Genomic DNA, 23,291 nt, shown 5'->3' with positions numbered 1-23,291 from the left:
TCGGATGCGAAGGGTGGATGAAGACGCCTATAGCCGTTTTGTGCCGCTGACCATGTTGAGCACTCTGTCGCAGCATTATGAACTGTCTCTGCTTTTACCAAACCAAAGACATTTCACGAGCCATGACGGCTGCATGATGTTGAAGTCCTGGTGGCAGGATGGAAGGGTGGAGAAGACGTATAGGCTGTTGGTAACAGCAACGCAAGATTGGTTTGCCGGTATCGTGTTGTAAAAGCAGATCGGGATATGTTTATCAGTCTGCGAAGGGTAAATGATTGGATGTTCTTGCGCTGCTAAGCCGGCAAAACCACCTCGAAAACACATCCAACCGGTTTATTCTTACGGACCAGAATAGTGCCGCGATGTTCACCGACAATGGATTTGGCAATGGTCAGTCCCAGTCCGGTGCCGCCTTTTTTGCGGGAAAAATATGGTTCGAAGATGCTTTGGATGTCCTCCACCTGATTCAACCCCAATCCGTTGTCGGCAAATTTCACGACCACGGTCTGGTTTTCAGGGAGATACGCAGCCTGGATGACCACCTCCGGATGCGGCTGTTCATCCAGGGCTTCCACGGCGTTGGTCATCAGGTTGATCCATACCCGGCGCAAAGCTTCCGGGTCGAATTTAAGCGGCGGAATGGGAGTTGCTATTTCCAGATGCCACTGGATGCCCACGTGGCTGGTCCGGAACATGTCCACGATTTCTTCAAGGTCCGGCTCCAGTTCGCCCTCGGCGAGGCGAACCTCGGGAAGCTTGGCAAAGGAGGAAAACTCCTGAACCATGCGCTGCAGATGTTCCACCTGGCGGGTGATGATCCTGGTGCACTGGCTGAAGACCGTCCGGTCGTCCACCTGGGAGCTGAATTTGCGCTCCAGCCGCTGGGCGGAAAGTTTGATGGGCGTGAGCGGGTTCTTGATTTCATGGGCAATGCGCCGGGCCACGTCCTTCCAGGCTGCAAGACGATGCATTTTCTCCAGCTCCGTGACGTCCTCAAAAACCGCGATGATCCCGCCTTGATCCTGGAGATGAACAATGTTCACCAGAAGCTTGATTTCCCGCTTGTCCACGCGCAAGTCCAATTGCCGTTGCCATTTCGCCTGGGGATGGGTCTGCAGATGCTTGGCCACGCCCTGGAGCATGACCAGGTAGTCCTGGTGCAGGAACTGATTAGGCGTTTTTCCCAGGATCTGTCGGGAATCGAAATTCAAGATGGCCTCGGCGGCCTTGTTCACAGTAGTCACGCGGCCGTCCGCTCCGATGGAAACAACCCCCGAGGTGATGTTGTCCAGCACGGCCTCCATGTAGCGCCCTCTGGTCTCCAGTTCCTGATTTTGCTCTTCCAGGCGTAAGTTGGCTTTGGTCAGTTTGGCCCGGTTGGCTTCCAGATCCTGGACCATGTGGTTGAAGGACTGAACCAGCATGCCCAGCTCGTCCTTGGCGTCGTCGTGAAGTCGAAAGGCCAGGTCCCCTTCGGAGATGCGCTGGGTGCCCAGGGCCAGAGCGTGGACCGGGGCCGAGAGTTCCTTGGCCAGACGGAATCCGAACCAGATCGCGGCCAGGATGATCAACAGCGTGATCAGCCCCAGAACCAGGTAGAGGGTCACCTTCAGGGGATATTTCAAGGTTTGCAGCTTCTTGTATTCGTCCACGCCGCGCACGATCTGGCGCAACTTGAAAAGCAGGCCTTCACCCAGGCTGTCGCCGAGGACCAGATATCCTGTGCGTCCGTCGTCCACGGGCAAAATTCCCACGACCAGGTCGAATTCCGGGCCTGGATGGATGGCTGAGAGGATGCGCGGATTTTCAAGCAGGGATTCCAGGTTCATCTCAGAGCGCAATTCCGGCCAGACCTTGGCCCAGTCCTCGTCCGCATTCCAGTTCTGTTCCCGAAGCTGCGTCGAAAGCACCCCCACCAGCCCCAGGTTGTATTCCAGGCGCTTTTCGTCCAGAAACGCGTTCATGTTCCGCCCGCCCCAGGCCATTTGGCGGTCGCGAATCTGGTACAGAAGGAAGGAGCCGCGTTGTTCCAGGCGATCCTGGGCCGATGAATAGAAGGATTGGCCGACATTCAGGGCCTGCTCCAGAGATTTTTCCACTTGGCCCTGAAACCAATAGTCCACGGAAGTCCTGACGAAGATCAGCGAAATTACGAACAGCAAAACCGTGGGAACGAGAGACAACGACACGAAGGCCAGGACCAGCCTGGTCCGCAAGCGAACGCCGATGACTTTCCGTCTGCGCTCCAGAACGAGTTTGACGACGTTTCTGGCCACCAGTAACAGGACGACCAGAAGCAAAATAAAATTCAGGTTGTAGAGGGCAAAAAAGACGTAGGAATCAACCTGCAGAAAATTGAGCTGCACCCAGGCCAGGACTACAACGGCGATAAAGCCGAAGAGGGCGAGATACAATTCCCGCTGTTGGCGTTTACGCTGGTTGCTGTCCGGAACGCTGACCCTGATCGGCTCAGCTGGAGGCGGTTTTTCAGGCATTGGGAAGCACGAAGCGAGGCTGGCAAGTTGTGAAGTGTGACATGGGATGCGGTGGGTGTTGTCCACTCTTCATCAAGGAAATGCTGAGTCTAGGGAGCCGTAAACTCGAGTTCATACCGGATCGGGGCCATGACTTCCCAGGACCAAAAGAAAAGAACGCGCCGCATCCAGACAGGAATGTCACGTCTGTCAAAGTTGATTTCCAGTTCCACATGATATGTCTGACCGGAAGAAAGCTGAGACCAGTCCCCCATTTCAAGGCTGATCTCCCGCCAGTGACTGGAGGTCAACTCTTTGAGGTTTTTGGACTTGACCAAATGTTCCTTCTGGGGCAGCGTCAACTCAAAATCCTGGGTCAGTGGATTCCATTCCAGAACATGTTCAACCGATTGTTGATATAGGGTTCTGTTGGGAAGAAAGAGCCGTTTGGATACCAGGCTTGCCGTTCCCTTAAGCCAGAGGTCGACCCCCTCCTGCAGCACCGCCTTGACCGGCTCCGGATCTTCAAGGCGAATCCCGAAACGGAGGTGTATCCTGTCGGCATGGCTGTCCAGTACCAGGTTGTCCAATGCCAGCATCGATGCCCCCATGGCTGGAAAGGAATGCATGAGGGTGAACAGAATAATAATGCAACACAGGTAAAATCGGCGAATGATGTTCATTGATGCGCTGTTGAATGCTTAAGGGATCGTCTACTGCAAGAAGCATTGATCCCTACCCTTATTGGCATGCCTTTGACAACCTGTACGGCTTTGTTTTAGCGGAGCATCCATGCAACTGAACGAACATGACAGCAAGACCTTGTTTCAGGAGTCCGGAATCGCCACGCCTCAAGGGATTCTGCTTCAACGGGACTTGATGGTAAATCCGGCGGCGGATATGTCTGCCGAGAACTTTTCAGTACCTTTGCCGTGGATGTTGAAAATCCAGGTGCTCGCCGGAGGGCGGGGCAAACAGGGCGGGGTGGTTGCCCTGGATTCTCCGGAAGAGTTGCCTACTGCCGCCCAAAGGCTTTTCGAACTGGAGGTCAATGCTCGGCCCGCGCCCTTTTTGCGGCTCGAGCACCGGGCAACCATCGCACGGGAGTTCTATCTCAGTCTGAGCCTGCAGCGAGAATGGGGCTGCCCCGTGCTCACGATCGGCCGCCAAGGCGGAGTTGAGGTGGAAACCATCGGAGCCGAGGATCCGGAAAATCTTCTGGTGCAGCGGCTCAATGCTTTGGCCGGCCTGGGCGCACATCAAGTCCGAGCGGCCTTTTTTCATCTCGGCTTGGACAAGTCACTCTGGCCCGACTTCCATTCCCTCCTGAAAAATCTGTGGGACTGCTTCACGAACAATGGCCTGCTTCTGGCGGAGATCAATCCCCTGGTGCTGACCCGGGAAGACAAGTGGCTGGCCCTGGACGGCAAGATCGAAGTGGACGACAACTTCGCGGACCTGCGTCCGGAAGTGAAACGTTTCGCCCGTGAAGTCTACTTCAGCGACCAGGAGAACCGGGCCAAGGCCGCGGGGTTGAGCTACCATCGCTTCGAGGGCCGGGTCGGGCTGATGGTCAATGGCGCGGGACTGGCCATGGCCACCATGGACCTGCTGAATCATTCCGGCCTGCAGCCGGCGAATTTCCTTGATCTTGGCGGTGGAGCAGGGCAGCAGGCCATGGATGAGGCCATGAATATCCTGCTGGGCGATCCCCAAGTGGAAGCCGTGCTGATCAACCTGTTTGGAGGGATACTTTCCTGCGAGAAGGTGGCCATGGCCCTGATGACTGCTCTTGGCGGTCAGGCTCCGGTAAAACCGCTGGTGGTTCGATTTTCGGGCCATGGAGCGGACGCCGGCCGTTCCTTGCTGTCGGATGTGCCAGGAAAGACCCTGCATCTTGCCGATGACCTGAATCAGGCTCTGGATATCTTGCGGGATATCCTGCAAGCGGACTCCACGCCGTCCGGAAAATTACCGCGTTCTTCTGCTCCAGGTGCTGATTCGGTGAGCAAAAAATCCTCCGGGGCGAACCGATCCCCGCGAGCAGGATCGCTGGTCGCGCAACCTTTCGGGCTGGATCGGACGTCCCAGGTTCTGGTCCAGGGCCTGACCGGTCGCGAAGGCCGGCGTCATGCCGAGTTGATGCGTGAATACGGCGTGCAGATCGTGGCTGGGGTGACGCCGTTCAAGGAGGGCGAGAACGTTCTCGGGCTGCCGGTCTATTCCAGTGTCGCCCAGGCCGCGGCGCGCCACCACATCGATGCGAGCATCATTTTCGTGCCGGCCTCCGTGGCCGCGGATGCGGTTCTTGAAGCGGCCCAGGCCAACGTGCCCTGGATCATCTGCATCACCGAAGGCATCCCCCAGATGGAGATGCTCACGGTTCTAGAGCAGCTCAAAGGGTCGAACAGCAGGCTGATCGGCCCGAACACTCCAGGACTGATCGTACCGGGTGAAATAAAAATCGGGATCATGCCGGGAGGGATTTTTTCCCCCGGGCCGGTGGCGGTTCTTTCCCGGAGCGGCACCTTGACCTATGAAGCCGTCCATCGCCTGGGAGCCGCGGGGATCGGCCAGTCCGTCTGCATCGGCGTTGGCGGCGATCCGTATGTCGGCCTGGGACTGAAGGCCTGCGCTGAACTCGTGGTTGCGGACCCGCGCACGAAGGCGTTGCTGATCCTGGGCGAAATCGGCGGCCGGGCCGAGGAAGAGACGGCTGAACACCTCCGCGCCCAAGGCTGGACCGGTCCGATCCTGGCGTTCATCGCCGGACGCACCGCCCCTGAGGGCAAGCGGCTCGGCCACGCCGGGGCCATCCTGGAAAAGGGCGGCGGCGGAATCCAGGCCAAACTGGACCGGCTCCAGACAGCCGGCGTCACTCTTTGCTCGGATCTTGACGACGTCGCGCGACTGACTGGGGAAGCTCTGGACCTTATTTGAGGCTGGCCGAGGGCAATCCTCCCCGGTTTCCTCATGCCTGTTATAGATCTCCATGAAATCAATTTGTTGTCTGGCCGTGGGCAGGCTGAAAACTCCGCATTGGGTGGCGGCCGCCGAACATTATGTCAAACTGATCAGTCGATTCACGCGTCTGGACCAGTCGGTGGTCAAGGATGCCCCCGGTCATCTTTCTCCGGAAGCGAGAAACGAGTTTGAAGGCCGCGCCCTGCTGGTCGGACTTGGACCGAAGGATCTTTTGTTGGGTCTGGATGTTCGGGGCCATGCCTATTCATCCGAGGGTTTTTCCGCGGCCATGGCCCAATGGCTGGAAGATCCCGTACGCAGACCATGTTTCGTGATCGGCGGTGCGTATGGCCTTTCCCCGCCTGTCCTGGACCGCAGCGACAGGCTGATCAGCCTGGGAACGATGACGCTGCCGCACGAACTGGCCCGTGTTGTGCTGTTTGAGCAGATCTACAGAGCCATGACGATTTTGCGCGGCACGGGATACCACCATTGATCGATTTCAGCTTGCCGTGTGAACAGTTCGCGGCGTCTCGCGAAGGTTGCTCCGCGGCATGGTCAGGTGTAATCGGATGAACTGCAAGGAGAGAGAATGAAACCGATGTTCATGCGGATTGGCATCTTCCTGTGGTTGTCCGGGCTTGGGCTGAGCGGCTGCGCTTCGTCTCCCTCCCAGCAGGGCCGGATGGGCAATCTGGAATATGCCTTGGTGGAAATGCGCGATCGCCAGGATCGTCAGGCCGCGGAATTTCGGGAGCGGCTGGAGTCCATGGAGATGTCGCTTCTGCAGCAGGAGCGCTTTCTCCAGGATTTTTTGGGGGAAGGGCGACCGGACAGCATGCCGCGGCATGTGGGCGACGGCGAAAGAGCACGTGATCCCGACGTGGAACCTTCATCCTCCGGCGACAAAGATGCGCTTGTGGCGCCAAAAACACCTCCAGCCCTGATTCCGCCGCCGGTTTCGAAAACAGGGACCGAACCTGCTCCCAAACCCGACGCGGGGTCGCGGGAAGAGGCCAAGGCTCTCTACGATCAGGCCCTGGCCAAATATTTCGATGCCCGATATGCCCGGGCCCGCGCTGACTTTTTTGCCTTTCAGGAACGCTTCCCCAACCATCCCCTGCTGCCTAACGCTCTCTACTGGCATGCGGAAACGCTCTACGCCCAGAAGCAGTTCGCTCAGTCCATATTCGTCTTCAAGGAGTTGAGCAGGCGGTTTCCCAAACATGCCAAGGCTCCGGACGCTCTGTTGAAAGCCGGATACGCCTATGAGCAGCTGGAAGACATCCCCAATGCCCGGTTTCATCTCCAGATCGTGCTTGAGGACTATCCCAACGCCCCGGCAGCGGCTCTGGCCCGGGAACGTCTTTCTCGAATGCCCGCGTTCATGCCCTGATTACCGCCAGATGCAGACGGATCGAAAAGACGAATATCTGGCCAGTCTGGCCCTGCGCAACACTCTGGGAGTGGGGCCGCGAACCTGGAAGAAGATTTTGACGCATTACGGCAGGGCTGATGTCGCCGTGGAGCATGCCGGTCAGTGGCTGGAGCTTGGCCTGGTGAACAAGGCCCAGCTCCGGGATTTTCAGGCCAAATCATGGCAAAATTCTACGGAATTGGAGAGCGGGGCGGCCTTGAAGCGGGACATGGACGTACTGCTCTGGTCGGATTTGGACTATCCGGAAGTCCTGCGCCGGATTCCGGATCCGCCGGCCCTGCTCTATGTCCTTGGGGACAGGGGACTGCTTCGGTCTCCGGCTCTGGCCGTGGTCGGGTCGCGGAAATGTTCCCGGTATGGACTGACCGCGGCCGGCACGATCTGCAGGGACGTCAGCCGGGCCGGACTTTGCGTTGTATCCGGCTTTGCAGCGGGAATCGACCGCCAGGCGCATGACTCGGCTCTGGAAGGAATCGGTTCAAGCATTGCCGTGCTCGGCACCGGCCTGGATCTTCTGTACCCCGCCGCCAACAGGGATTTATGGCTGCGCTTGAGCCGCCAGGGACTGATCGTGAGCGAGTTCGCGCCGGGAACCAAGCCCGATGCCGCCAATTTTCCACATCGTAATCGGATTATCAGCGGACTGTCGCTGGGCGTGCTGGTGATCGAGGCCGCGGTGCGCAGCGGGAGTCTGATCACGGCGACGACCGCCTTGGAACAGGGACGGGAGGTTTTTGCCCTGCCCGGGCCGGTGAACCTGGAAAGCTACAATGGATGCCATCATTTGATTCGCCAGGGCGCCACCCTGGTCCGGACAGCGGAAGATATTCTTGTGGAGCTTCGAGCTCTGCTCGCAGCCGAAGGAATGTCCGATCTCTCCCCAGCCGTCTCTTCTCCAATAAACGCCGTGCCGCCGGACTGCCGCCCATCCCGGACCGACCGCCGGACCGAACTCGGCAAGGACGAACTGGCCCTGGTCGCGTTACTGGAAGAACAGGGCAAGGTGCATATTGATGCCTTGTGCAATTTTCTGGACAGGGATCCTGCGGAAATCAGCCGCAAACTTCTGCTTCTGGAAATGGAATCCTTTGTCACGCAACATCCCGGGATGTACTATTCACTGAGCGATTAATTCCACTTTGCGTTCAAAGTTAAGATTGGTTCACCTTGGCATTGTTGCCATAATCGTAATCGTAATCGTAATCGTAATCGTAATCGTAATCGCAATCGCAATCGATATCGAAATCGTAATAGTTTCATGATCCATCTGTTTTTTCTTTTCGATTTCGATTGCGACCCTGAGCCTGCACTGGATGTTCGCTTCCATTGGACGCAAGATTGGAGGCAGCACAGGGACTGTGCTGTGTCGTTACTTGTTCCACGTCTTTTTGCTGAAATACTTCACTCGGACCGGTTCCAACCCGCTGATACTGGAAAAATATGCAGAAAATCCCTTTGAATCTTGCTCGTGAGGGCATGACCCTGGCCAAGCCCATTCTGCGGGACAACGGCCTGGTGCTGGTGGCCGAGAATACGGAGCTTACCGGTTCTCTGCTGGAACGTCTGGAACGCATGGAAATCGCCATGGTCACTGTGCAGGGCAACCCGGTGGATCTTGGCTCCGGGGGGGGGGAGAACCCGTACAGTATCCGGGCCGGAAGACTGGACCGTCTCTTCCGGAAACATGCGGATGATCCCTGGATGCAGAAGAATAAAGAGCACCTGAAAAACTATTTCCTGCTCAAGGCCGCAAGCGCCTTGGCGGGAGGCGAAAAGGGCGGACAGGTTTCGCCTGGAGAGGGCGTATGACCGAGGATCTCCGTACGGAACGCAAGGGGCAACTGCTGGCGGTCAAGGATCTCCCGACCCTGCCCACGGTCCTGGAAGAGGTTTCCAAGCTGCTGGAGGATCCCCAATCTTCATCCCAGCAGATCGCCAAGCTGATCTCGCGGGATCAGGTGCTTTCGGCCAAGGTTCTGAAAATGGTCAATTCCCCGATTTACGGTTTTCCCGGGCGGATCAGCACGATCCAGCATGCCCTGGTGCTTCTGGGCTACAATGTGATCAAAGGCCTGATCATCAGTACTTCGGTCTTTGAATTGATGACCAAGTCCATGTTCGGCCTCTGGGAGCACAGCGTGGGATGCGCCATGGCCTGCAACGCCGTGGCCCGGGAGGCCGGATTCAAGGAGCCGGAGGAATACGCCGTGGCCGGGCTGCTCCACGATCTGGGCAAGGTCATCGTGGCGTTGCAGATGCCGCAGGCCAAGGAGGAGATTGATGCCCTGGTGCGCAGTGAGGATCTGCTTTACCTGGAGGCGGAGAAAAAAGTGTTGGGCTTCGGGCACGACAGGGTCAATGCCTGGGTGGCGGATCACTGGAACCTGCCATTGAATCTGAAAATCGGCATTGCCGGGCATCACCGGCCCGTGACGGCCCAGCATTACCCGAAAATGGCCTGCGTGGTTCATGTGGGGGATTACTTGGCCCGGGTGCTGGAAGTGGGCTCCGGCGGCGATGACCTTGTTCCCCGGCTGGACCCTGAAGCCCTGGCCCTGTTGCAACTGGACCTGAGCCACCTGGACAAGGTTCTGGATGCCGTGCTGGTCGAGGTCGAGGACGACGGTTTGTCCATGGGGCTGGGATGACCCGAGGGCGGAAGCTGCGTTTTTTCCTGGTCTGCGCGAATTCGGATCGGGTCGCGTTTTTTCAGGGGCTCCGGCTGGACCGCGAGGTGGAATGGACGGTCTTTCAGCGCGGCCCCATGGCGTTGGAGCAGGTTTTCAATGCCCCTCCGGACATGCTGCTGGTGGATGCGGATCTGCCGCAACTCTCCGGGCCGACCCTGGTGAACATGGTCAAAAGCGAGAACGTCTATCGGCAATTGCCCGTGGTGCTTTGTCTGACCGAGGAACAGCAACTGGAGACCATTGATTTTCACAGCGTGGAAGCGGATGATTTTTTGCTTTTTCCCGTTTCTGCACTGGAGGCGAAGTCCCGGCTCAGTTTGGCCCTGCACCGGGCTTCCAGGGAACTCGACGCCAACCCGCTGACCAAACTGCCCGGCAATACATCCATCATCCAGCGCATCCAGGACTTGATCGATCGCCGGGAACCTTTCGCCCTGGCCTACGTGGATCTGGATCATTTCAAGTCCTTCAACGACAAGTACGGCTTTTCCCGTGGAGACGAGGTGCTGATGATGGCCGGCCGTGTGATCGTGAACACCATCCGCTCTTTTGTCGGCAAGCTTTCCTTCGTGGGACACGTGGGAGGAGATGATTTCGTCTTCATCCTCCCGCCGGAGGTGGTGGAACCCGCCTGCCAACGGGTCATTGAAAGCTTCGACGGTATAGTTCCCCACTTCTACGACCAGGACGACCAGGAACGAGGATACATCCTTTCCACGGACCGCAAGGGAAACCCCCAACAGTTCGCCATGATGTCCGTCTCCATTGCCGTGGTTTTCAATACGGACGGTCGGCTCAAACACTTCGGCGAAGCGTCCCAGATCGCCATGAACCTGAAGAAAAAAGCAAAATCCATCCCCGGCAGTTCCTATGTCCTGGACCGCAGACAGTCCTGAGCTGTCCGCCCGCGGCCGGATGTTCATGGCACATCTGGGCGTTGAAAAAGGATATGCCCAAGCCACCATCGACGCCTATGGGTTGGACTTGCTGCAGTTCGAACGATTCATTCGGGACAAGGGCCTGGACCCGGACAATCCCAAAAGCATATCCCGGGACCATGTGCGGGGGTATCTGGCTGAACTGCACCGCAAAGGAATCAAACGCAGTTCCGTGGCCCGGAAACTGGCCGGACTACGTTCCTATTTCCGGTTCCTGATCCGGCAGGACATTCTCCAGTCCAATCCCTGCGCCTCCATTGCCAACCCCAAACAGGACGTCCGTCATCCCACGACCCTGAACGTGGACCAGGCCCTGCAGTTGATGGAAGCATCCCGAAAGCCTGATCCGCGTTCCCTGCGGGATATGGCGCTGGTGGAACTGCTCTATGGTTCTGGTTTGCGGATCAGCGAGGCCCTGGGACTGGACTTGTACGACATGGATTTGAAACAAGGGCTGGTCCGGGTGATGGGCAAGGGGAGCAGGGAGCGTCTCGCACCCATGACGCCGGACTCGGTGCAGCGGATGCGCTCCTATCTCGAACACAGGGGCGCGTTCAGTCCCCAACCGGAGGAGCGGGCCGTGTTTCTTGGCCTGCGCGGAGGCCGCCTGAACCGCCGCGAGGGTGACCGCATCCTGAACAAGGCGGCCAAATCGGCTGGGATCAGTCAGCACATCAGCCCCCATGTGCTCCGGCACAGTTTCGCGACTCATCTCCTGGAATCCGGTGCGGACCTGCGCAGCGTGCAGGAGCTTTTGGGCCATGCCCGCCTGAGTACCACGCAACGATATACGCACCTTGATCTGGCTCGGGTTGTCCGGATCTACGATCAGGCGCATCCCCTGGCCGTAACGCAAAAGACGCGAGAGAGAACAAAAACAGCAGCGGAACCGCTTGCCGACAGCCCTGAGAATGTCCGTAAGCAGGGGCAGTTGGTAAATCCGGATCCGGCCGATGAAGGCACGCATGGATGATGCGTCACCCGGGCGCGGAGAGGACAGCGTTGCCGCCGGAACAGCTTTGTCGAAGCATGCTGCGTTTGACATGGCTGGTCAAAGTCACTACTTCCGGCACATCCGGTGGTCGCAAGACTGCGGTGTCTTCAGAAGGGAGCAGTCAACATGCGCGAAAAAGTGGAGCAGGTTCTGGACAAGGTCCGGCCGTATCTGCAGCGTGACGGCGGCAACGTCGAACTGGTGGACGTGACGGACGACGGTGTGGTCACCGTACGTCTGACAGGAGCCTGCAAAGGATGCCCCATGTCCCAGGTGACGTTGAAAAATGCCGTGGAGAAGACCATTCTCAAGGAGTTGCCGGAAATCCATTCGGTCCGGGCGGCATAAAAATCTGTGAATACACAAACTCTTGAGAGCGGGCCCTGGCCCGCTTTTTCTTTCGTGTCCCCGCTACGGCGACTTTGGATCATGTTCAGGGTCTGCTTGCTATCGCTTTCATTCCATTCAGTAATCATCAAGGAGTTGTGAAATGTCACAGGTACAGGTTGTCACACGTTTCCCGCCCAGCCCTACCGGGCACTTGCATGTGGGCGGAGCCCGCACGGCCTTGTTCAACTGGCTGTGGGCACGCAAGAATGGGGGCAAGTTCATATTGCGGATCGAGGATACGGACGTGGCCAGATCCACCGATGAAATGACCCAGGGCATCCTGGACGGGATGCAGTGGCTGGGACTGGACTGGGATGAGGGGCCGTACTTTCAAAGCCGCAGGGTGGACTTGTACAACCAGTACATCGATCAACTCCTGCAGACCGGGCATGCCTACAACTGCTCCTGCACGCCGGAAGAGGTGGAGGCGATGCGCAACGAGGCCCGGGCCACGGGGGCAGTGCCCAAGTATAATGGCCGGTGCCGTGAAAAAGGTCTGGCGGCCGGTCCCGGCCAGGTGGTTCGATTTAAAACCCCGCTCAGCGGCGAGACCCAGTTCCGGGACCTTGTCAAAGGGCCGGTCAGCGTCCCCAACACCCAGCTCGACGACATGATCCTGCGCCGGCTGGACGGCATGCCAACGTACAATCTGGCCGTAGTGGTGGATGACGTGACCATGGGCATGACCCATGTCATTCGGGGGGACGACCATCTCAGCAACACGCCCAAGCAGGTTCTGCTCTACGAGGCTTTGGGGCGGGAACTGCCGGAGTTCGGCCATGTGCCCATGATCCTGGGGCCGGACAAAAAGAAGCTGAGCAAGCGCCACGGGGCCACCTCCGTGACCGTCTACCGCGAGATGGGCTATCTGCCCGAAGCCATGGTCAACTACCTGGTGCGCCTGGGCTGGTCCCACGGAGACCAGGAAATCTTCTCCATGTCCGAACTGGTCGAGCATTTCAGCCTGGACCATCTGGGGTCAGCGGCGTGCGTGTTTGATCAAAGCAAGCTGCTTTGGCTGAACAACCATTACATCAAGAACGAGCCGGCGAGCCGCCTGGCCGGACTGTTGGCAACGCATCTGGGAGAGCAGGGAATCGGAGGAGCGGATCAGGAGTATTTGCAGGCCATTGTGCCGCTATTGCAGCCCAGGGCCGGAACCATGGTCGAGATGGCCGAGATGGCGTCGTTTTTCGTGGTCGATGATCGGGACCTGCCGATGGACGAGGCAGCGGCAAAGAAGTTCCTGACCCCCGAGATTAAAGGCCGGTTCGGGGATTTGCGCCGCCTGCTCGAGGCAGTCTCCACATTCGGTCAACAGGAGCTGGAAGCCTCGTTTAAAACGTACCTCGAGGAGCAGGGCCTGGCGTTCAAGGTTTTGGCCCAGCCTTTGCGTGTGGCCTTGACCGGCAGAACCAAAAGTCCGGGATTGTTCGAAACGATGGAAGTGCTGGGAAGGGAGCGCGTGCTCCGTCGTCTGGCCAGAGCGGAGGAGCAGATCGCCGGAGAGTAGTTCGCACAGCACGGGAAGTGCTGATCGAGATCAACAGGAAAGCAAAAGGGGCGATCAGATCGCCCCTTTTGCAAGGAAAATAATTATTGCAGGGACATGTAAAAAGACCGCTCAGGATGATCAGCTACTGAGCAGGCGAGAAGGACGGTTCTCCCCAGATGATGCTTTCCTGCCTGCCCCGTGATCCCTCTGGTTCATCTTCAGCGATTTTTAGACAAAAAATGTCGCTGACTGTCGCTACGATTATGCCGCGACGGCTTTGGCCGTGGGCTTGGTCACCGCATCGGAGCGGATGCACCTGGTGCACACTTTCAACCGCTTGGTTTCGCCGTTGGGCATTTCCGCGCGAACCTGCTGGAGATTGGGCAGGAAGCGCCGCTTGCTCTTGTTGTTGGCATGGCTGACGTTGTTGCCGGTATGGGGACGTTTCCCGCAGATGTCGCAAACCTTGGACATGATATTTCTCCTCAAATGGTTGACAAGTGCTCAATGCAGAATGAAGCTCAAGAAAGGGCGTCGGCAAAGCGGATGTCGCCGTGGAATGCCGCTGCATTACTTTGCCGCATTCACAAAAACAGAATCGAATGTATTAGCCGGACTCCTTTTTTTTGGCAAGAGTTTTCTTGACATCCAAAGCAAGGAAGGGATACTGAGTCCTTTTTGGGAGAGAGAAATGATTGAACTGCTTATCGAGACCTCGAATCTCCCGGTTGACGGCCGGGAGTTTTCTTTTGGTGAACAACGCATCTGGTCCGATCCCATTGCTGAGTTTCAGCTTCCGATACGCATTGCCGCTCCCTTGACCGCGGAGATGCGGATCCAGCCCCATCCGGATGGTTGCCTTATTGAGGGCACGATTCGCGGTGCGCTGGTCATGGCTTGCGATCGTTGCGTCGAGGAATTCGAATATGCCCTGGACGTCCATTTTCAGGAATTCGAGGCATATCCCGGCGATGAGGCCAGGCAGGAGGACGTCTGGTGGATTGTCGCCAAGGATGGCCTGAACTACTTGAATGCGGCAGGTTTTCTTTGGGAGCAGTTCCAGTTGGCCCTGCCGGAGAAACCCCTGTGCAAGGTGCTCTGCCGGGGCGTGTGTGTCACATGCGGCGTGAACGCCAATTTGCAAACCTGTGACTGCGACAAGCCCGAACCTGATGCACGGCTGGCGGTTTTTCGATCGATGAAACTCTCCTGACCTTTTTGTCTTTTATCCACCTTGACCCACTTGTGAAGGATACATCATGGCACTTCCCAAAAAGAAAACTTCCCGTTCCAAACGAGGCATGCGCCGTTCCCATGACAGCGTGGCAATCCCCAATCCCATTTACTGCGAGTGCGGTGAATTGGCGCTATCTCACAGGATTTGTTCCGCGTGCGGCTCGTACAAGGGAACGCAGCGCATTGCGGTAAAAGAGCCGGATGCAGAAAAATAAGCCCTGCATCGCCATAGATGCCATGGGTGGGGACTTTGGTCCCTCCGTGGTGGTTCGCGGCGCCCTGGATGCCTTGCGTTCCGATGAATTGAAAGTGATTCTCGTCGGGCGGGAGGCCGAGATCAGGGCGGAACTTGAGGCCGCGAACGCGAGGGATGCCGATGTGGAAATCGTGCATGCCGAGCAGGTCATTGAAATGCAGGACAAGCCTTCGGATGCCTTGCGCCGCAAGAAAAGCAGTTCCATTCAGATTGCCTTTCGCCTAGTCAAAGAAGGGCGGGCGGATGGGGTGGTCAGCGCAGGCAATTCCGGGGCAACCCTGGCCTGCGGAATGTTCACCCTGGGGCGGATCGAGGGCATTGACCGGCCGGCGCTGGCCGGGATTCTGCCCACGGAAAAAAAGCCCATGGTGCTCATCGACGTCGGCGCCAACGTGGACTGCAAACCGCACAACCTTGTTCAGTTCGCCTTGATGGCCGATGTTCTGGCGCGGAGCGTGCTCGGCGTGGCCAAGCCCCGGATCGGCTTGATGAGCATCGGTGAGGAGGAGGGCAAGGGAAATTATCAGGTCAAGCTGGCATATGACATGTTGCGCAAGTCCTCCTTGAATTTCAAAGGCAATGTTGAAGGGCGCGACGTGTTCACCGGCGATGTCGACGTTGTGGTCTGCGATGGGTTTGTCGGCAACGTCGTTCTCAAACTCAGCGAAGGGTTGGCTCTGTCCCTGGGGCGCTTGTTGAAGCGTGAACTGCTGGCCGGTTTCTGGTCCAGGTGCGGTACTTTGTTCTCAAAGGGCGCCTTGCGCCGCTTTTCGCGACGTATCGATTATGCCGAATATGGCGGCGCTCCCTTACTGGGTTTGAAAGGCATCGGCATCGTCTGTCACGGAGCGTCCAATGCCAAAGCTCTGAACAATGCGATTCACATGGCCGCCACCTTCGTCAAGAACCGCTCTAACGACCACCTGCTGCAGGAACTGAGTGTAAACCGGGATCTTGTCCAATACAGGCGAAGCGTTCAGTCATCTTCGGCTTCAGCAGTCAAAAAACTTGACGATCCGCTCGATATTGATGCAGCCAACCTGGCCAATCCTTGACGTGGAGCGGCATCATGTATTTTCGTTCAGCATGCGGCGCCATTTACGGGGAGAACCCTGGCCGGTGCGCATCCGCAGTATGCCCGTCTTAAACAAACACTACTGATTACCCAAATGGATACGAATATGCCGATTCATATTGTCGGAACTGGGGCCTTCGTTCCCGAGCGGGTGATGACCAATCTGGAAATCCAGCAATTTGTCGATACCACGGACGAATGGATCGTCAGTCGGACCGGGATTCAAGAACGGCGCATCGCCGGCCCTGATGAGTCCTGTTCCGTTCTGGGCGCCAGGGCAGCCGAACTGGCCCTGGCTGACAGCGGCCTGTCCGCGGATCAGGTCACGCATGTGATTTTGGGCACCTTTACCCCGGACGGCTACATTCCTTCCTCGGCCGCTTACGTTCGTCGTATACTGGGAATTCCGCACGGCATGGCCATGGATGTTTCCGCGGCCTGCTCCGGTTTTTTGTTTGCCTTGGAAACCGCACGGGCCATGGTCACGCTGCATCCGGAAGCCGTTATCCTTGTCGTGGGCAGCGAGGTGGTCACTTCGCGATTGAACTGGCAGGATCGCGGAACATGTGTTCTTTTCGGCGACGGCGCCGGAGCGGCCGTGGTCACTTCCCAACCCCGTCCCGGGAGCGGCATGATTGTCGATGTTATCCTGGACGGCGATAGTTCGCAGAGCGAATTGCTGGTGGTTCATGGCGGCGGTTCCGCCGCGCCGCTCAAGTTTGGTGAGCCGACAGGTGAGGATTTTTTCGTCCAGATGCAAGGACGCGAAATTTTCAAACACGCGGTCCGGTCCATGGCGAGTATCGCCAATCAGATTCTGGTTAGAAACGGCTTGCATCCTTCGGACATCGACCTGGTCATTCCGCACCAGGCCAATATCCGGATTATCGAATCCCTGGCAAAAAAGATGGATCTTCCAATGGAAAAAGTTTTCGTGAACATCGAGAAGTACGGAAACACTTCAGCGGCATCCATTCCCATCGCCATGGCCGAAGCCAGACATAAGGGATTGATTCCACCTGGAAGCAAAGTTATGTTGACCTCTTTTGGGGGAGGACTGAACTGGGCCGCGGCCTTGCTGCAGTTCTGACAATCTGCATTCGAGAGCATTTCTGAGCCATTCGTTCAGTTGCCGGCATGCATGCGTCGTATCAATCCAAAACATTACCTACCGGATGAATCACATGAGTGAAATGATGAAAACCGCCCTGGTCACCGGTGCTTCCAGAGGGATCGGCAGATCCATTGCGCTGCGTTTGGCGCAGGATGGATACCAGGTCTATCTGACCTATGTCAGCAAGCCGGAACTGGCCGAAGCAGTGCGGGACATGATTGTCTCCCGTGGTGGCAACGCCGCGGCTTTCCGGCTGGATGTGGGAGATGCGGCCGCCGTCACGGCTTATTTCAAGGAGCACGTCAAGGACAAGGTCCGCCTTGAGGTTCTGGTGAACAATGCCGGATTGACCAAGGACAACCTGATCATTCGCATGAAGCCGGAGGATTGGGATGCGGTTATGCGCGTCAACCTGACCGGAAGTTTCGTTTGTCTGCAGGAAGCGGCCAAGGTCATGATTCGCCAACGCTATGGCCGGATCATTAACATTTCCTCCGTGGTCGGACAGATGGGCAATGCCGGGCAGGCCAATTACGCCGCCTCCAAGGCCGGATTGATCGGGTTGACCAAATCAGCGGCTCTGGAACTGGCCTCGCGGGGAATCACGGTCAATGCCGTGGCGCCCGGATTCATCGATACGGACATGACCGCCGGCTTGTCCGAGGATATTCAAAAAGTATACATGGATCGCATTCCTGCCCGCCGTTTCGGTCAGGCCGAGGAAATCGCGGAAACGGTTGCCTTTCTGGCAACCGAGAGCGCCAGCTACATCACCGGGCAGGTGATTGGCGTGACCGGCGGATTGTACATGTAGTCCGGCCTTGTGCCGCGGGACGAACGGGATGTTCGTCATCGAACGATAGCTGAAATCGCTGCCTGAATGCTTTTGCAACAATAACCCATCTACTTATTTCACATGAGAGGAGATTAGCATGTCACTGGAAGAAAAAGTTAAGAAAATCGTCGTTGATCAACTTGGCGTTTCCGCTGATCAGGTTACGCCGGATGCTTCCTTTGTCGATGACCTGGGCGCGGATTCTCTGGATCTGACGGAATTGATCATGGCCATGGAAGAAGAGTTCGGCGTTGAGATCGAGGATGAAGATGCCCAGAAGATGACCAAGGTCAAAGACGCTTTGGCATATATTCAATCCAAGATCGGATAATTTCGATTTCGAGGGTTCTCGCATATGTTCCGGGCGTCTTGTGATCCATGTCGCATGATCACGAGACGCTCGTTTTTTTCCCGTCCTCACCCGTAAGGTGGAAGCGATGTCCAAAAAACAAATTGTGGTAACCGGTCTGTCGGCACTCACTCCCTTGGGGGTGGATCTTCAAACAAGTTGGGAGAGGCTGCTGAAGGGGGAATCGGGGATAGGACCGATGACTCGTTTCGATGTTCAGGAGCATGCAACCAAGATTTCCGGAGAAGTCAAAGGCTTCGATCCGGAAAAATACATGCCCGTCAAGCAGACTCGCCGCATGGAACTCTTTGCCCAGTTTGCCGTGGCAGGCGCGAAAATGCTTCTGGAGAACGCCCGCTGGGAGATCCCGGCGGATCTTGCCCACCGGACCGCGGTGATCATCGGATGCGGCATCGGTGGACTCGACGCCCTGGAGCGTTCCCAAACTCTGATGCTCAGTGGCGGGCCGCGCAAGGTTTCTCCGTTCTTCATCCCCTCCCTGATCGCCAACATGGCTTCCGGTCAGGTCTCCATTTTCACCGGCGCCAAGGGCAACAACGTCGTGACCACTTCGGCCTGCGCCTCGGGGCTGCACGCCATCGGAACCGCCTACTCCGAACTGCTGCTCGGCCGGGCCGATGTCGCCATCTGCGGCGGCACCGAAGCCAGCCTGACGCCATTGGCTCTGGCCGGATTTAATGCACTGCGCGCCCTTTCCACCCGCAACGACGATCCCCTGACCGCATCTCGTCCCTTTGAAAACAATCGAGACGGTTTCGTGATGGGCGAGGGCTGCGGACTATTGCTTTTGGAGACGCTGGAACACGCCAAGGCCAGAGGGGCGACGATCCTGGCCGAGGTCGTGGGCTACGGGGCTTCATCGGACGCCTATCACATTACCGCTCCCCATGAGGACGGCGAGGGCATGGCCCTGGCCATGCGGGCCGCTCTGGATGAAGCCGGAATTCCACCCGAGGAATTGGACCATATCAATGCCCACGGCACTTCCACCAAGCTGAACGACATCACGGAAACCCGCGCCATCAAGACGGTTTTCGGCAAACATGCCTCGTCCATTCCCATCACGGCCAACAAGTCCATGATCGGCCACCTTCTCGGAGCCGCCGGCGGCGTGGAGAGCGTTTTTTCCGTGATGACCCTGCACCATGGGGTGATCCCCGGAACCATCAACATGGTCGAGCCTGATCCGGAATGCGACCTGGATTACGTCACGGACGGTTCCCGAAAAGCGCAAGTCCGATACGTGCTGTGCAATTCCTTCGGCTTCGGCGGGACCAACGCCACCATTATGTTCAAGCGCTGGGAAGGATGACGATTGTTGATTGAAAGGCTTCGGCATTTACGTATTCAGCAAGCTTCATCTCGTTTATACAATTCATTGCCTAACAGAAAAATACTCCCGGAGACCACATGAACCTCGACGACCTCCGTCGCCACGACCCGGACATTGCTGAAGTCATTTATCTTGAAGAGCAGCGACAACTGAACAAGCTGGAGCTGATCGCTTCGGAGAACTTTACCTCGCCGTCCGTGCGCATGGCCATGGGCAGCGTCCTGACGCACAAATACGCGGAGGGCTATCCGGGGAAACGGTATTACGGCGGTTGCGAGTATGTCGATATGGCCGAAACCCTGGCCCAGGACCGGGCTAAGAAGCTGTTCAAGGCCGAATACGCCAATGTCCAGCCGCACTCCGGCTCCCAGGCCAACATGGCGGTCTATTTCGGAGCCCTGAATCCCGGGGATGTGATCCTGGGCATGGATCTCTCCCACGGCGGTCACCTGACCCACGGCAGCCCGGTCAATTTTTCCGGCAAGTTGTACAAGGTGGTTTTCTACGGGGTGCACAAGGATACCGGCGTTATAGATTATGATCAGGTCCTGGCCATGGCCCGGGAGCACAAGCCCAAACTGATTGTGGCAGGAGCCAGCGCCTATTCGCGGACCATTGATTTTCCCAAATTCAGGGAGATCGCCGACGAAGTCGGGGCCAAGCTGATGGTGGATATGGCCCATATCGCCGGCTTGATCGCCGCGGATTTGCATCCTTCGCCCGTAGGCAGCGCCCATTTCATCACCACGACCACTCACAAGACCCTGCGCGGACCTCGCGGGGGGATGATCCTGTCCACCGAGGAGTTCGGCAAGATGCTCAACTCCCAGATTTTCCCCGGAATCCAGGGAGGCCCCCTGATGCACGTCATCGCGTCCAAGGCCGTGGCCTTCGGGGAAGCCTTGCAGCCAAGCTTCGTCCGCTATCAGCAGCAGGTGATCAAGAACGCCCAGGTCATGGCCAAGACACTGGTCGACGCCGGTTTTTCCCTGGTCTCCGGCGGCACGGACAACCACCTGATGCTGGTGGATTTGACGTCCAAGGACATCACGGGCAAGGACGCGGAGATCGCCCTGGACAAGGCCGGAATTACCGTGAACAAGAACACCGTGCCCTTTGAAACCCGCTCTCCGTTCGTGACGTCAGGCATCCGACTGGGAACGCCGGCTCTGACCACGAGGGGGATGACCGAGGAGCACATGGCGACCGTGGTTGAATGGATCGTGGCCGCGCTGGAGCACCGCGACAATGAAAGCGAACTGCAGCGGATCAAAGCCGACGTCCAGGCCTTTGCCGGTCGCTTTCCGCTGTTTGTGGCCTGATAACGGATGAGTTTCAGGATCTTTTGAGAAATCCGCGGAGGCTCTGCACTATTGTGAACAGACTGGAAACTCGTCCGTAATGCGTCTGCCTTGGCCGGACTATTTCATGGGCATCGCCAGACTCGTGGCTGAACGCTCCACCTGTTTGCGGCGCCGGGTCGGCGCTGTTGCCGTGCAGGACAAGCGGATATTGGCCACGGGATACAACGGTGCGGCGGCCGGTCTGGACCATTGCCTGGATATCGGATGCCTGCGCGAACAAATGGGCATACCTTCGGGGCAACGCCACGAACTCTGCCGCGGGTTGCATGCCGAGCAGAACGTGATCATCCAGGCCGCCATGTACGGCATTCGCCTGTCCGGCGCCCAACTCTTCTGCACCACGCAACCCTGTCTGATCTGCACGAAAATGCTCATCAATTGCGGCATCGGGGCCATTTTTTTCGAGCAAGGTTATCCGGACGAACTGGCCGTGAACATGCTGCGCGAAGCAGGAGTGCGCTTTGAACAGCTTTCCGCTTCCTGACAACGCTGAAGCGATCATGCTGGAGGCTGTTGCTCTGGCAGAGCTGGGCAAGGGGCTGACCGTTCCCAACCCTTGCGTCGGAGCCGTCCTGACCCGAGATGGTCAGATCGTTGCAAAGGGCTATCATCACGGCCCAGGTCAGGCCCATGCCGAAGTGGAAGCCCTGCGCGACGCAAGAGAACGCGGCGTGGACCCTCGCGAATGCATCCTTTGGGTGACGTTGGAGCCCTGCAATCATACCGGGCGCACCCCCCCTTGTACTCAGGCCATTATCCAAGCCGGCGTCTCCCGTGTCGTGGTGGGGGCGACGGACCCGAATCCGCGCGTGGTGGGAGGCGGGATCGCCTTTCTACTCGATCATGGCGTGCAGGTCGTGACCGGCATCGCCGAAACGGCCTGCGAAGATCTGATTGCCGATTTTCTGACCTGGGTGCACACTCCCTGCCCCTACCTCTATTTAAAGCTGGCCGCGACCCTGGACGGACGTATTGCCGCACGTTCCGGGGATTCCCAATGGATCACCAACGCCGTCTCCAGGGCAATGGTCCATGAACTGCGCGGACGGGCCCAAGCCGTGATGGTGGGGGCCGGAACATTGCGCGTGGACAATCCCAGGCTGACCTGCCGCGGAGTTTCCGGCGCTGCACCGCAAAGCTCAAGATTCCAGCCCCTGGCCGTGGTGGTCGGGTCCAGTCTGCCTGAACCGGGCGCCGACCTGTTCCTCCTGCGCGAACGCCCCATGGAAACAATTTTTCTGACAACCGTCGAAACAGCGTCCAGCGCCCGGGCGGACGACTTGCGCGAGCTTGGCGTCCGGGTCTGGGGGGCAGGGACCGGCGATCTCGTCGATCTCCGGTCAGGTCTTGTCCGGCTGCGATCCGAGCTGGGCGTGATGGATGTCCTTTGCGAGGGAGGCGGCGGATTGGCCCAGCATCTGGTCTCCGAAAATTTGGTGGGCGAGTGGTGGCTGTTTCTCGCGCCCAAAACCCTTGGCGACGCCCAGGCCGTGTCCATGCTTTCCGGTTCCACGGTGGAGCGGATGAACGGAGCCCGGCATTGGCGAACAGCCCGGGTGCGCCGGCTTGAGAATGATCTTCTGCTGGTTTTGCGCCCGGATGATATGGCTGCGGGCAAGGCTGAAGACAAGGAGCGAAGCTGATGTTCACAGGCTTGATTCAAGGCCCAGGCAGGGTGCTCGGCGTGATGGGGCAGGGCGCCTCTTCGGCCCGGGAACGGGAAACCCGTCTGGAAATTTCGCCGGATACGCCCATGCAGGGGTACGTACGTGGCGAGAGCATCGCGATCAACGGCGTTTGCCTGACCGTGGAATCCTTCAGTGCCGACCGGTTTGCCGTGTATGCCTCCGGTGAGACCCTGAAGCTGACCAACCTGGGTAAATTAAAACCGGGAATGCGCGTCAACCTGGAGCGGGCTTTGGCGCTGGGAGACCGTCTCGGCGGCCACTTGGTCAGCGGACATGTGGATTGTCTGGCGCAGGTCGGGGAAATGCGCCAGGTTGGTCAGTCCCGGTGGTTCAAGATTTTATTCCCCTCGGAGTTCGCAACGCTCGTCGTACCGAAAGGCTCCGTGACCCTGGACGGAATCAGCCTGACGGTCAACAGTTGCGGAGACAATTTTCTGGAAGTGAACATTATCCCGGAAACATGGCGTAACACCACTATTGCCGAGTGGCAGCCCGGCCGGGATGTGAATATGGAAACCGACCTGATCGGGAAGTACGTGCAACGCATGGTGGGGCCCTGGACCGAGGCGAAAAAATCCTCGGACCACGGCATCAGTGAGGCGTTTCTGCGCGAACATGGATTTTAACAGCCCGAAGT

General features: G+C 57.9%; 25 protein-coding genes. 22 read left to right on the top strand and 3 right to left on the bottom strand.

Annotated features, from left to right (window positions below; translation table 11 throughout):
• Positions 1-13 precede the first annotated feature (13 nt).
• Positions 14-232, top strand: a complete 219-nt coding sequence (locus tag BLP93_RS12360) for a hypothetical protein (RefSeq protein WP_139162997.1) — start codon at positions 14-16, stop codon at positions 230-232.
• A gap of 61 nt (positions 233-293) precedes the next feature.
• Here BLP93_RS12360 and BLP93_RS12355 read toward each other — a convergent pair whose 3' ends face one another.
• The gene (locus BLP93_RS12355; protein WP_092122130.1) at positions 294-2,495 is read right to left on the bottom strand and encodes a sensor histidine kinase; all 2,202 of its coding nucleotides are present in this window, start codon (positions 2,493-2,495) and stop codon (positions 294-296) included.
• Between the two features lie 89 nt (positions 2,496-2,584).
• Positions 2,585-3,157, bottom strand: coding sequence for a DUF4390 domain-containing protein (locus BLP93_RS12350; RefSeq protein ID WP_092122128.1), 573 nt, complete (start codon positions 3,155-3,157; stop codon positions 2,585-2,587).
• 109 nt (positions 3,158-3,266) lie between these two features.
• Between BLP93_RS12350 and sucD the strand changes: the two genes are divergently transcribed.
• The 10 genes from sucD to gltX all read left to right on the top strand — a co-directional run bounded on the left by sucD (position 3,267) and on the right by gltX (position 13,401).
• Entirely contained in the window at positions 3,267-5,414 is a 2,148-nt protein-coding gene (gene sucD / locus BLP93_RS12345) for a succinate--CoA ligase subunit alpha (protein ID WP_092122126.1), read from the top strand.
• 52 nt (positions 5,415-5,466) lie between these two features.
• Positions 5,467-5,934 (top strand): 23S rRNA (pseudouridine(1915)-N(3))-methyltransferase RlmH, encoded by a 468-nt coding sequence (locus BLP93_RS12340; RefSeq protein WP_092122124.1) that lies wholly within the window; start codon positions 5,467-5,469, stop codon positions 5,932-5,934.
• Between the two features lie 96 nt (positions 5,935-6,030).
• On the top strand, positions 6,031-6,834 hold the full coding sequence (ybgF, locus tag BLP93_RS12335) for a tol-pal system protein YbgF (RefSeq protein ID WP_092122121.1): 804 nt from the start codon (positions 6,031-6,033) through the stop codon (positions 6,832-6,834).
• Between the two features lie 10 nt (positions 6,835-6,844).
• The gene (dprA, locus tag BLP93_RS12330) at positions 6,845-8,008 is read left to right on the top strand and encodes a DNA-processing protein DprA (RefSeq protein WP_092122118.1); all 1,164 of its coding nucleotides are present in this window, start codon (positions 6,845-6,847) and stop codon (positions 8,006-8,008) included.
• A 308-nt stretch (positions 8,009-8,316) separates the two neighbouring features.
• Positions 8,317-8,685: a hypothetical protein gene (locus tag BLP93_RS12320; RefSeq protein WP_092122111.1), complete on the top strand. Its 369-nt coding sequence runs from the start codon at positions 8,317-8,319 to the stop codon at positions 8,683-8,685.
• Positions 8,682-9,524, top strand: a complete 843-nt coding sequence (locus tag BLP93_RS12315; protein ID WP_092122108.1) for an HDOD domain-containing protein — start codon at positions 8,682-8,684, stop codon at positions 9,522-9,524. Before BLP93_RS12320 ends, BLP93_RS12315 begins: the two co-directional genes overlap by 4 nt.
• Complete coding sequence (locus BLP93_RS12310) at positions 9,521-10,462, top strand: GGDEF domain-containing protein (RefSeq protein WP_092122105.1); 942 nt, start codon at positions 9,521-9,523, stop codon at positions 10,460-10,462. Before BLP93_RS12315 ends, BLP93_RS12310 begins: the two co-directional genes overlap by 4 nt.
• Positions 10,437-11,477 carry a tyrosine recombinase XerC gene (locus BLP93_RS12305; RefSeq protein WP_092122103.1) on the top strand — a complete coding sequence of 347 codons (1,041 nt, stop codon included), beginning with the start codon at positions 10,437-10,439 and terminating at the stop codon, positions 11,475-11,477. Before BLP93_RS12310 ends, BLP93_RS12305 begins: the two co-directional genes overlap by 26 nt.
• A gap of 147 nt (positions 11,478-11,624) precedes the next feature.
• Entirely contained in the window at positions 11,625-11,846 is a 222-nt protein-coding gene (locus tag BLP93_RS12300; RefSeq protein WP_092122100.1) for a NifU family protein, read from the top strand.
• Between the two features lie 142 nt (positions 11,847-11,988).
• Positions 11,989-13,401, top strand: a complete 1,413-nt coding sequence (gene gltX, locus BLP93_RS12295) for a glutamate--tRNA ligase (protein ID WP_092122097.1) — start codon at positions 11,989-11,991, stop codon at positions 13,399-13,401.
• A gap of 243 nt (positions 13,402-13,644) precedes the next feature.
• On the opposite strand, the gene rpmB is transcribed toward gltX, so the two are convergent.
• A complete protein-coding gene (gene rpmB / locus BLP93_RS12290; protein ID WP_092122094.1) occupies positions 13,645-13,857 on the bottom strand; it encodes a 50S ribosomal protein L28 in 213 nt (70 codons plus the stop codon).
• Between the two features lie 217 nt (positions 13,858-14,074).
• On the opposite strand from rpmB, the gene BLP93_RS12285 reads away from it, so the two are divergent.
• The 11 genes from BLP93_RS12285 (at position 14,075) to BLP93_RS12235 (ending at position 23,280) form a co-directional block, all read left to right on the top strand.
• Positions 14,075-14,596 carry a YceD family protein gene (locus BLP93_RS12285; protein ID WP_161946322.1) on the top strand — a complete coding sequence of 174 codons (522 nt, stop codon included), beginning with the start codon at positions 14,075-14,077 and terminating at the stop codon, positions 14,594-14,596.
• A 46-nt stretch (positions 14,597-14,642) separates the two neighbouring features.
• Entirely contained in the window at positions 14,643-14,834 is a 192-nt protein-coding gene (gene rpmF, locus BLP93_RS12280) for a 50S ribosomal protein L32 (RefSeq protein WP_092122088.1), read from the top strand.
• Positions 14,821-15,930 (top strand): phosphate acyltransferase PlsX, encoded by a 1,110-nt coding sequence (plsX, locus tag BLP93_RS12275; RefSeq protein WP_092122085.1) that lies wholly within the window; start codon positions 14,821-14,823, stop codon positions 15,928-15,930. The genes rpmF and plsX overlap by 14 nt, the downstream gene beginning before the upstream one ends.
• A 126-nt stretch (positions 15,931-16,056) precedes the next feature.
• Entirely contained in the window at positions 16,057-17,040 is a 984-nt protein-coding gene (locus BLP93_RS12270) for a beta-ketoacyl-ACP synthase III (protein WP_244148744.1), read from the top strand.
• A 94-nt stretch (positions 17,041-17,134) separates the two neighbouring features.
• Complete coding sequence (gene fabG / locus BLP93_RS12265; RefSeq protein ID WP_092122079.1) at positions 17,135-17,878, top strand: 3-oxoacyl-[acyl-carrier-protein] reductase; 744 nt, start codon at positions 17,135-17,137, stop codon at positions 17,876-17,878.
• Between the two features lie 118 nt (positions 17,879-17,996).
• The gene (gene acpP / locus BLP93_RS12260; RefSeq protein ID WP_092122076.1) at positions 17,997-18,230 is read left to right on the top strand and encodes an acyl carrier protein; all 234 of its coding nucleotides are present in this window, start codon (positions 17,997-17,999) and stop codon (positions 18,228-18,230) included.
• Between the two features lie 106 nt (positions 18,231-18,336).
• Positions 18,337-19,581, top strand: a complete 1,245-nt coding sequence (gene fabF, locus BLP93_RS12255; RefSeq protein WP_092122073.1) for a beta-ketoacyl-ACP synthase II — start codon at positions 18,337-18,339, stop codon at positions 19,579-19,581.
• A gap of 98 nt (positions 19,582-19,679) precedes the next feature.
• Positions 19,680-20,924, top strand: a complete 1,245-nt coding sequence (gene glyA, locus BLP93_RS12250) for a serine hydroxymethyltransferase (RefSeq protein WP_092122070.1) — start codon at positions 19,680-19,682, stop codon at positions 20,922-20,924.
• A gap of 79 nt (positions 20,925-21,003) precedes the next feature.
• On the top strand, positions 21,004-21,450 hold the full coding sequence (locus tag BLP93_RS12245) for a deoxycytidylate deaminase (protein ID WP_092122067.1): 447 nt from the start codon (positions 21,004-21,006) through the stop codon (positions 21,448-21,450).
• Positions 21,428-22,609 (top strand): bifunctional diaminohydroxyphosphoribosylaminopyrimidine deaminase/5-amino-6-(5-phosphoribosylamino)uracil reductase RibD, encoded by a 1,182-nt coding sequence (ribD, locus tag BLP93_RS12240; protein WP_244148743.1) that lies wholly within the window; start codon positions 21,428-21,430, stop codon positions 22,607-22,609. Before BLP93_RS12245 ends, ribD begins: the two co-directional genes overlap by 23 nt.
• Positions 22,609-23,280 carry a riboflavin synthase gene (locus BLP93_RS12235; protein ID WP_092122064.1) on the top strand — a complete coding sequence of 224 codons (672 nt, stop codon included), beginning with the start codon at positions 22,609-22,611 and terminating at the stop codon, positions 23,278-23,280. The genes ribD and BLP93_RS12235 overlap by 1 nt, the downstream gene beginning before the upstream one ends.
• Positions 23,281-23,291: the final 11 nt, after the last annotated feature.

The organism is Desulfonatronum thiosulfatophilum, from assembly GCF_900104215.1.
Lineage (GTDB): Bacteria > Desulfobacterota > Desulfovibrionia > Desulfovibrionales > Desulfonatronaceae > Desulfonatronum > Desulfonatronum thiosulfatophilum.
Note: the sequence above shows the minus strand (reverse complement) of the source record. Positions and strands in the feature narration are given on the sequence as shown.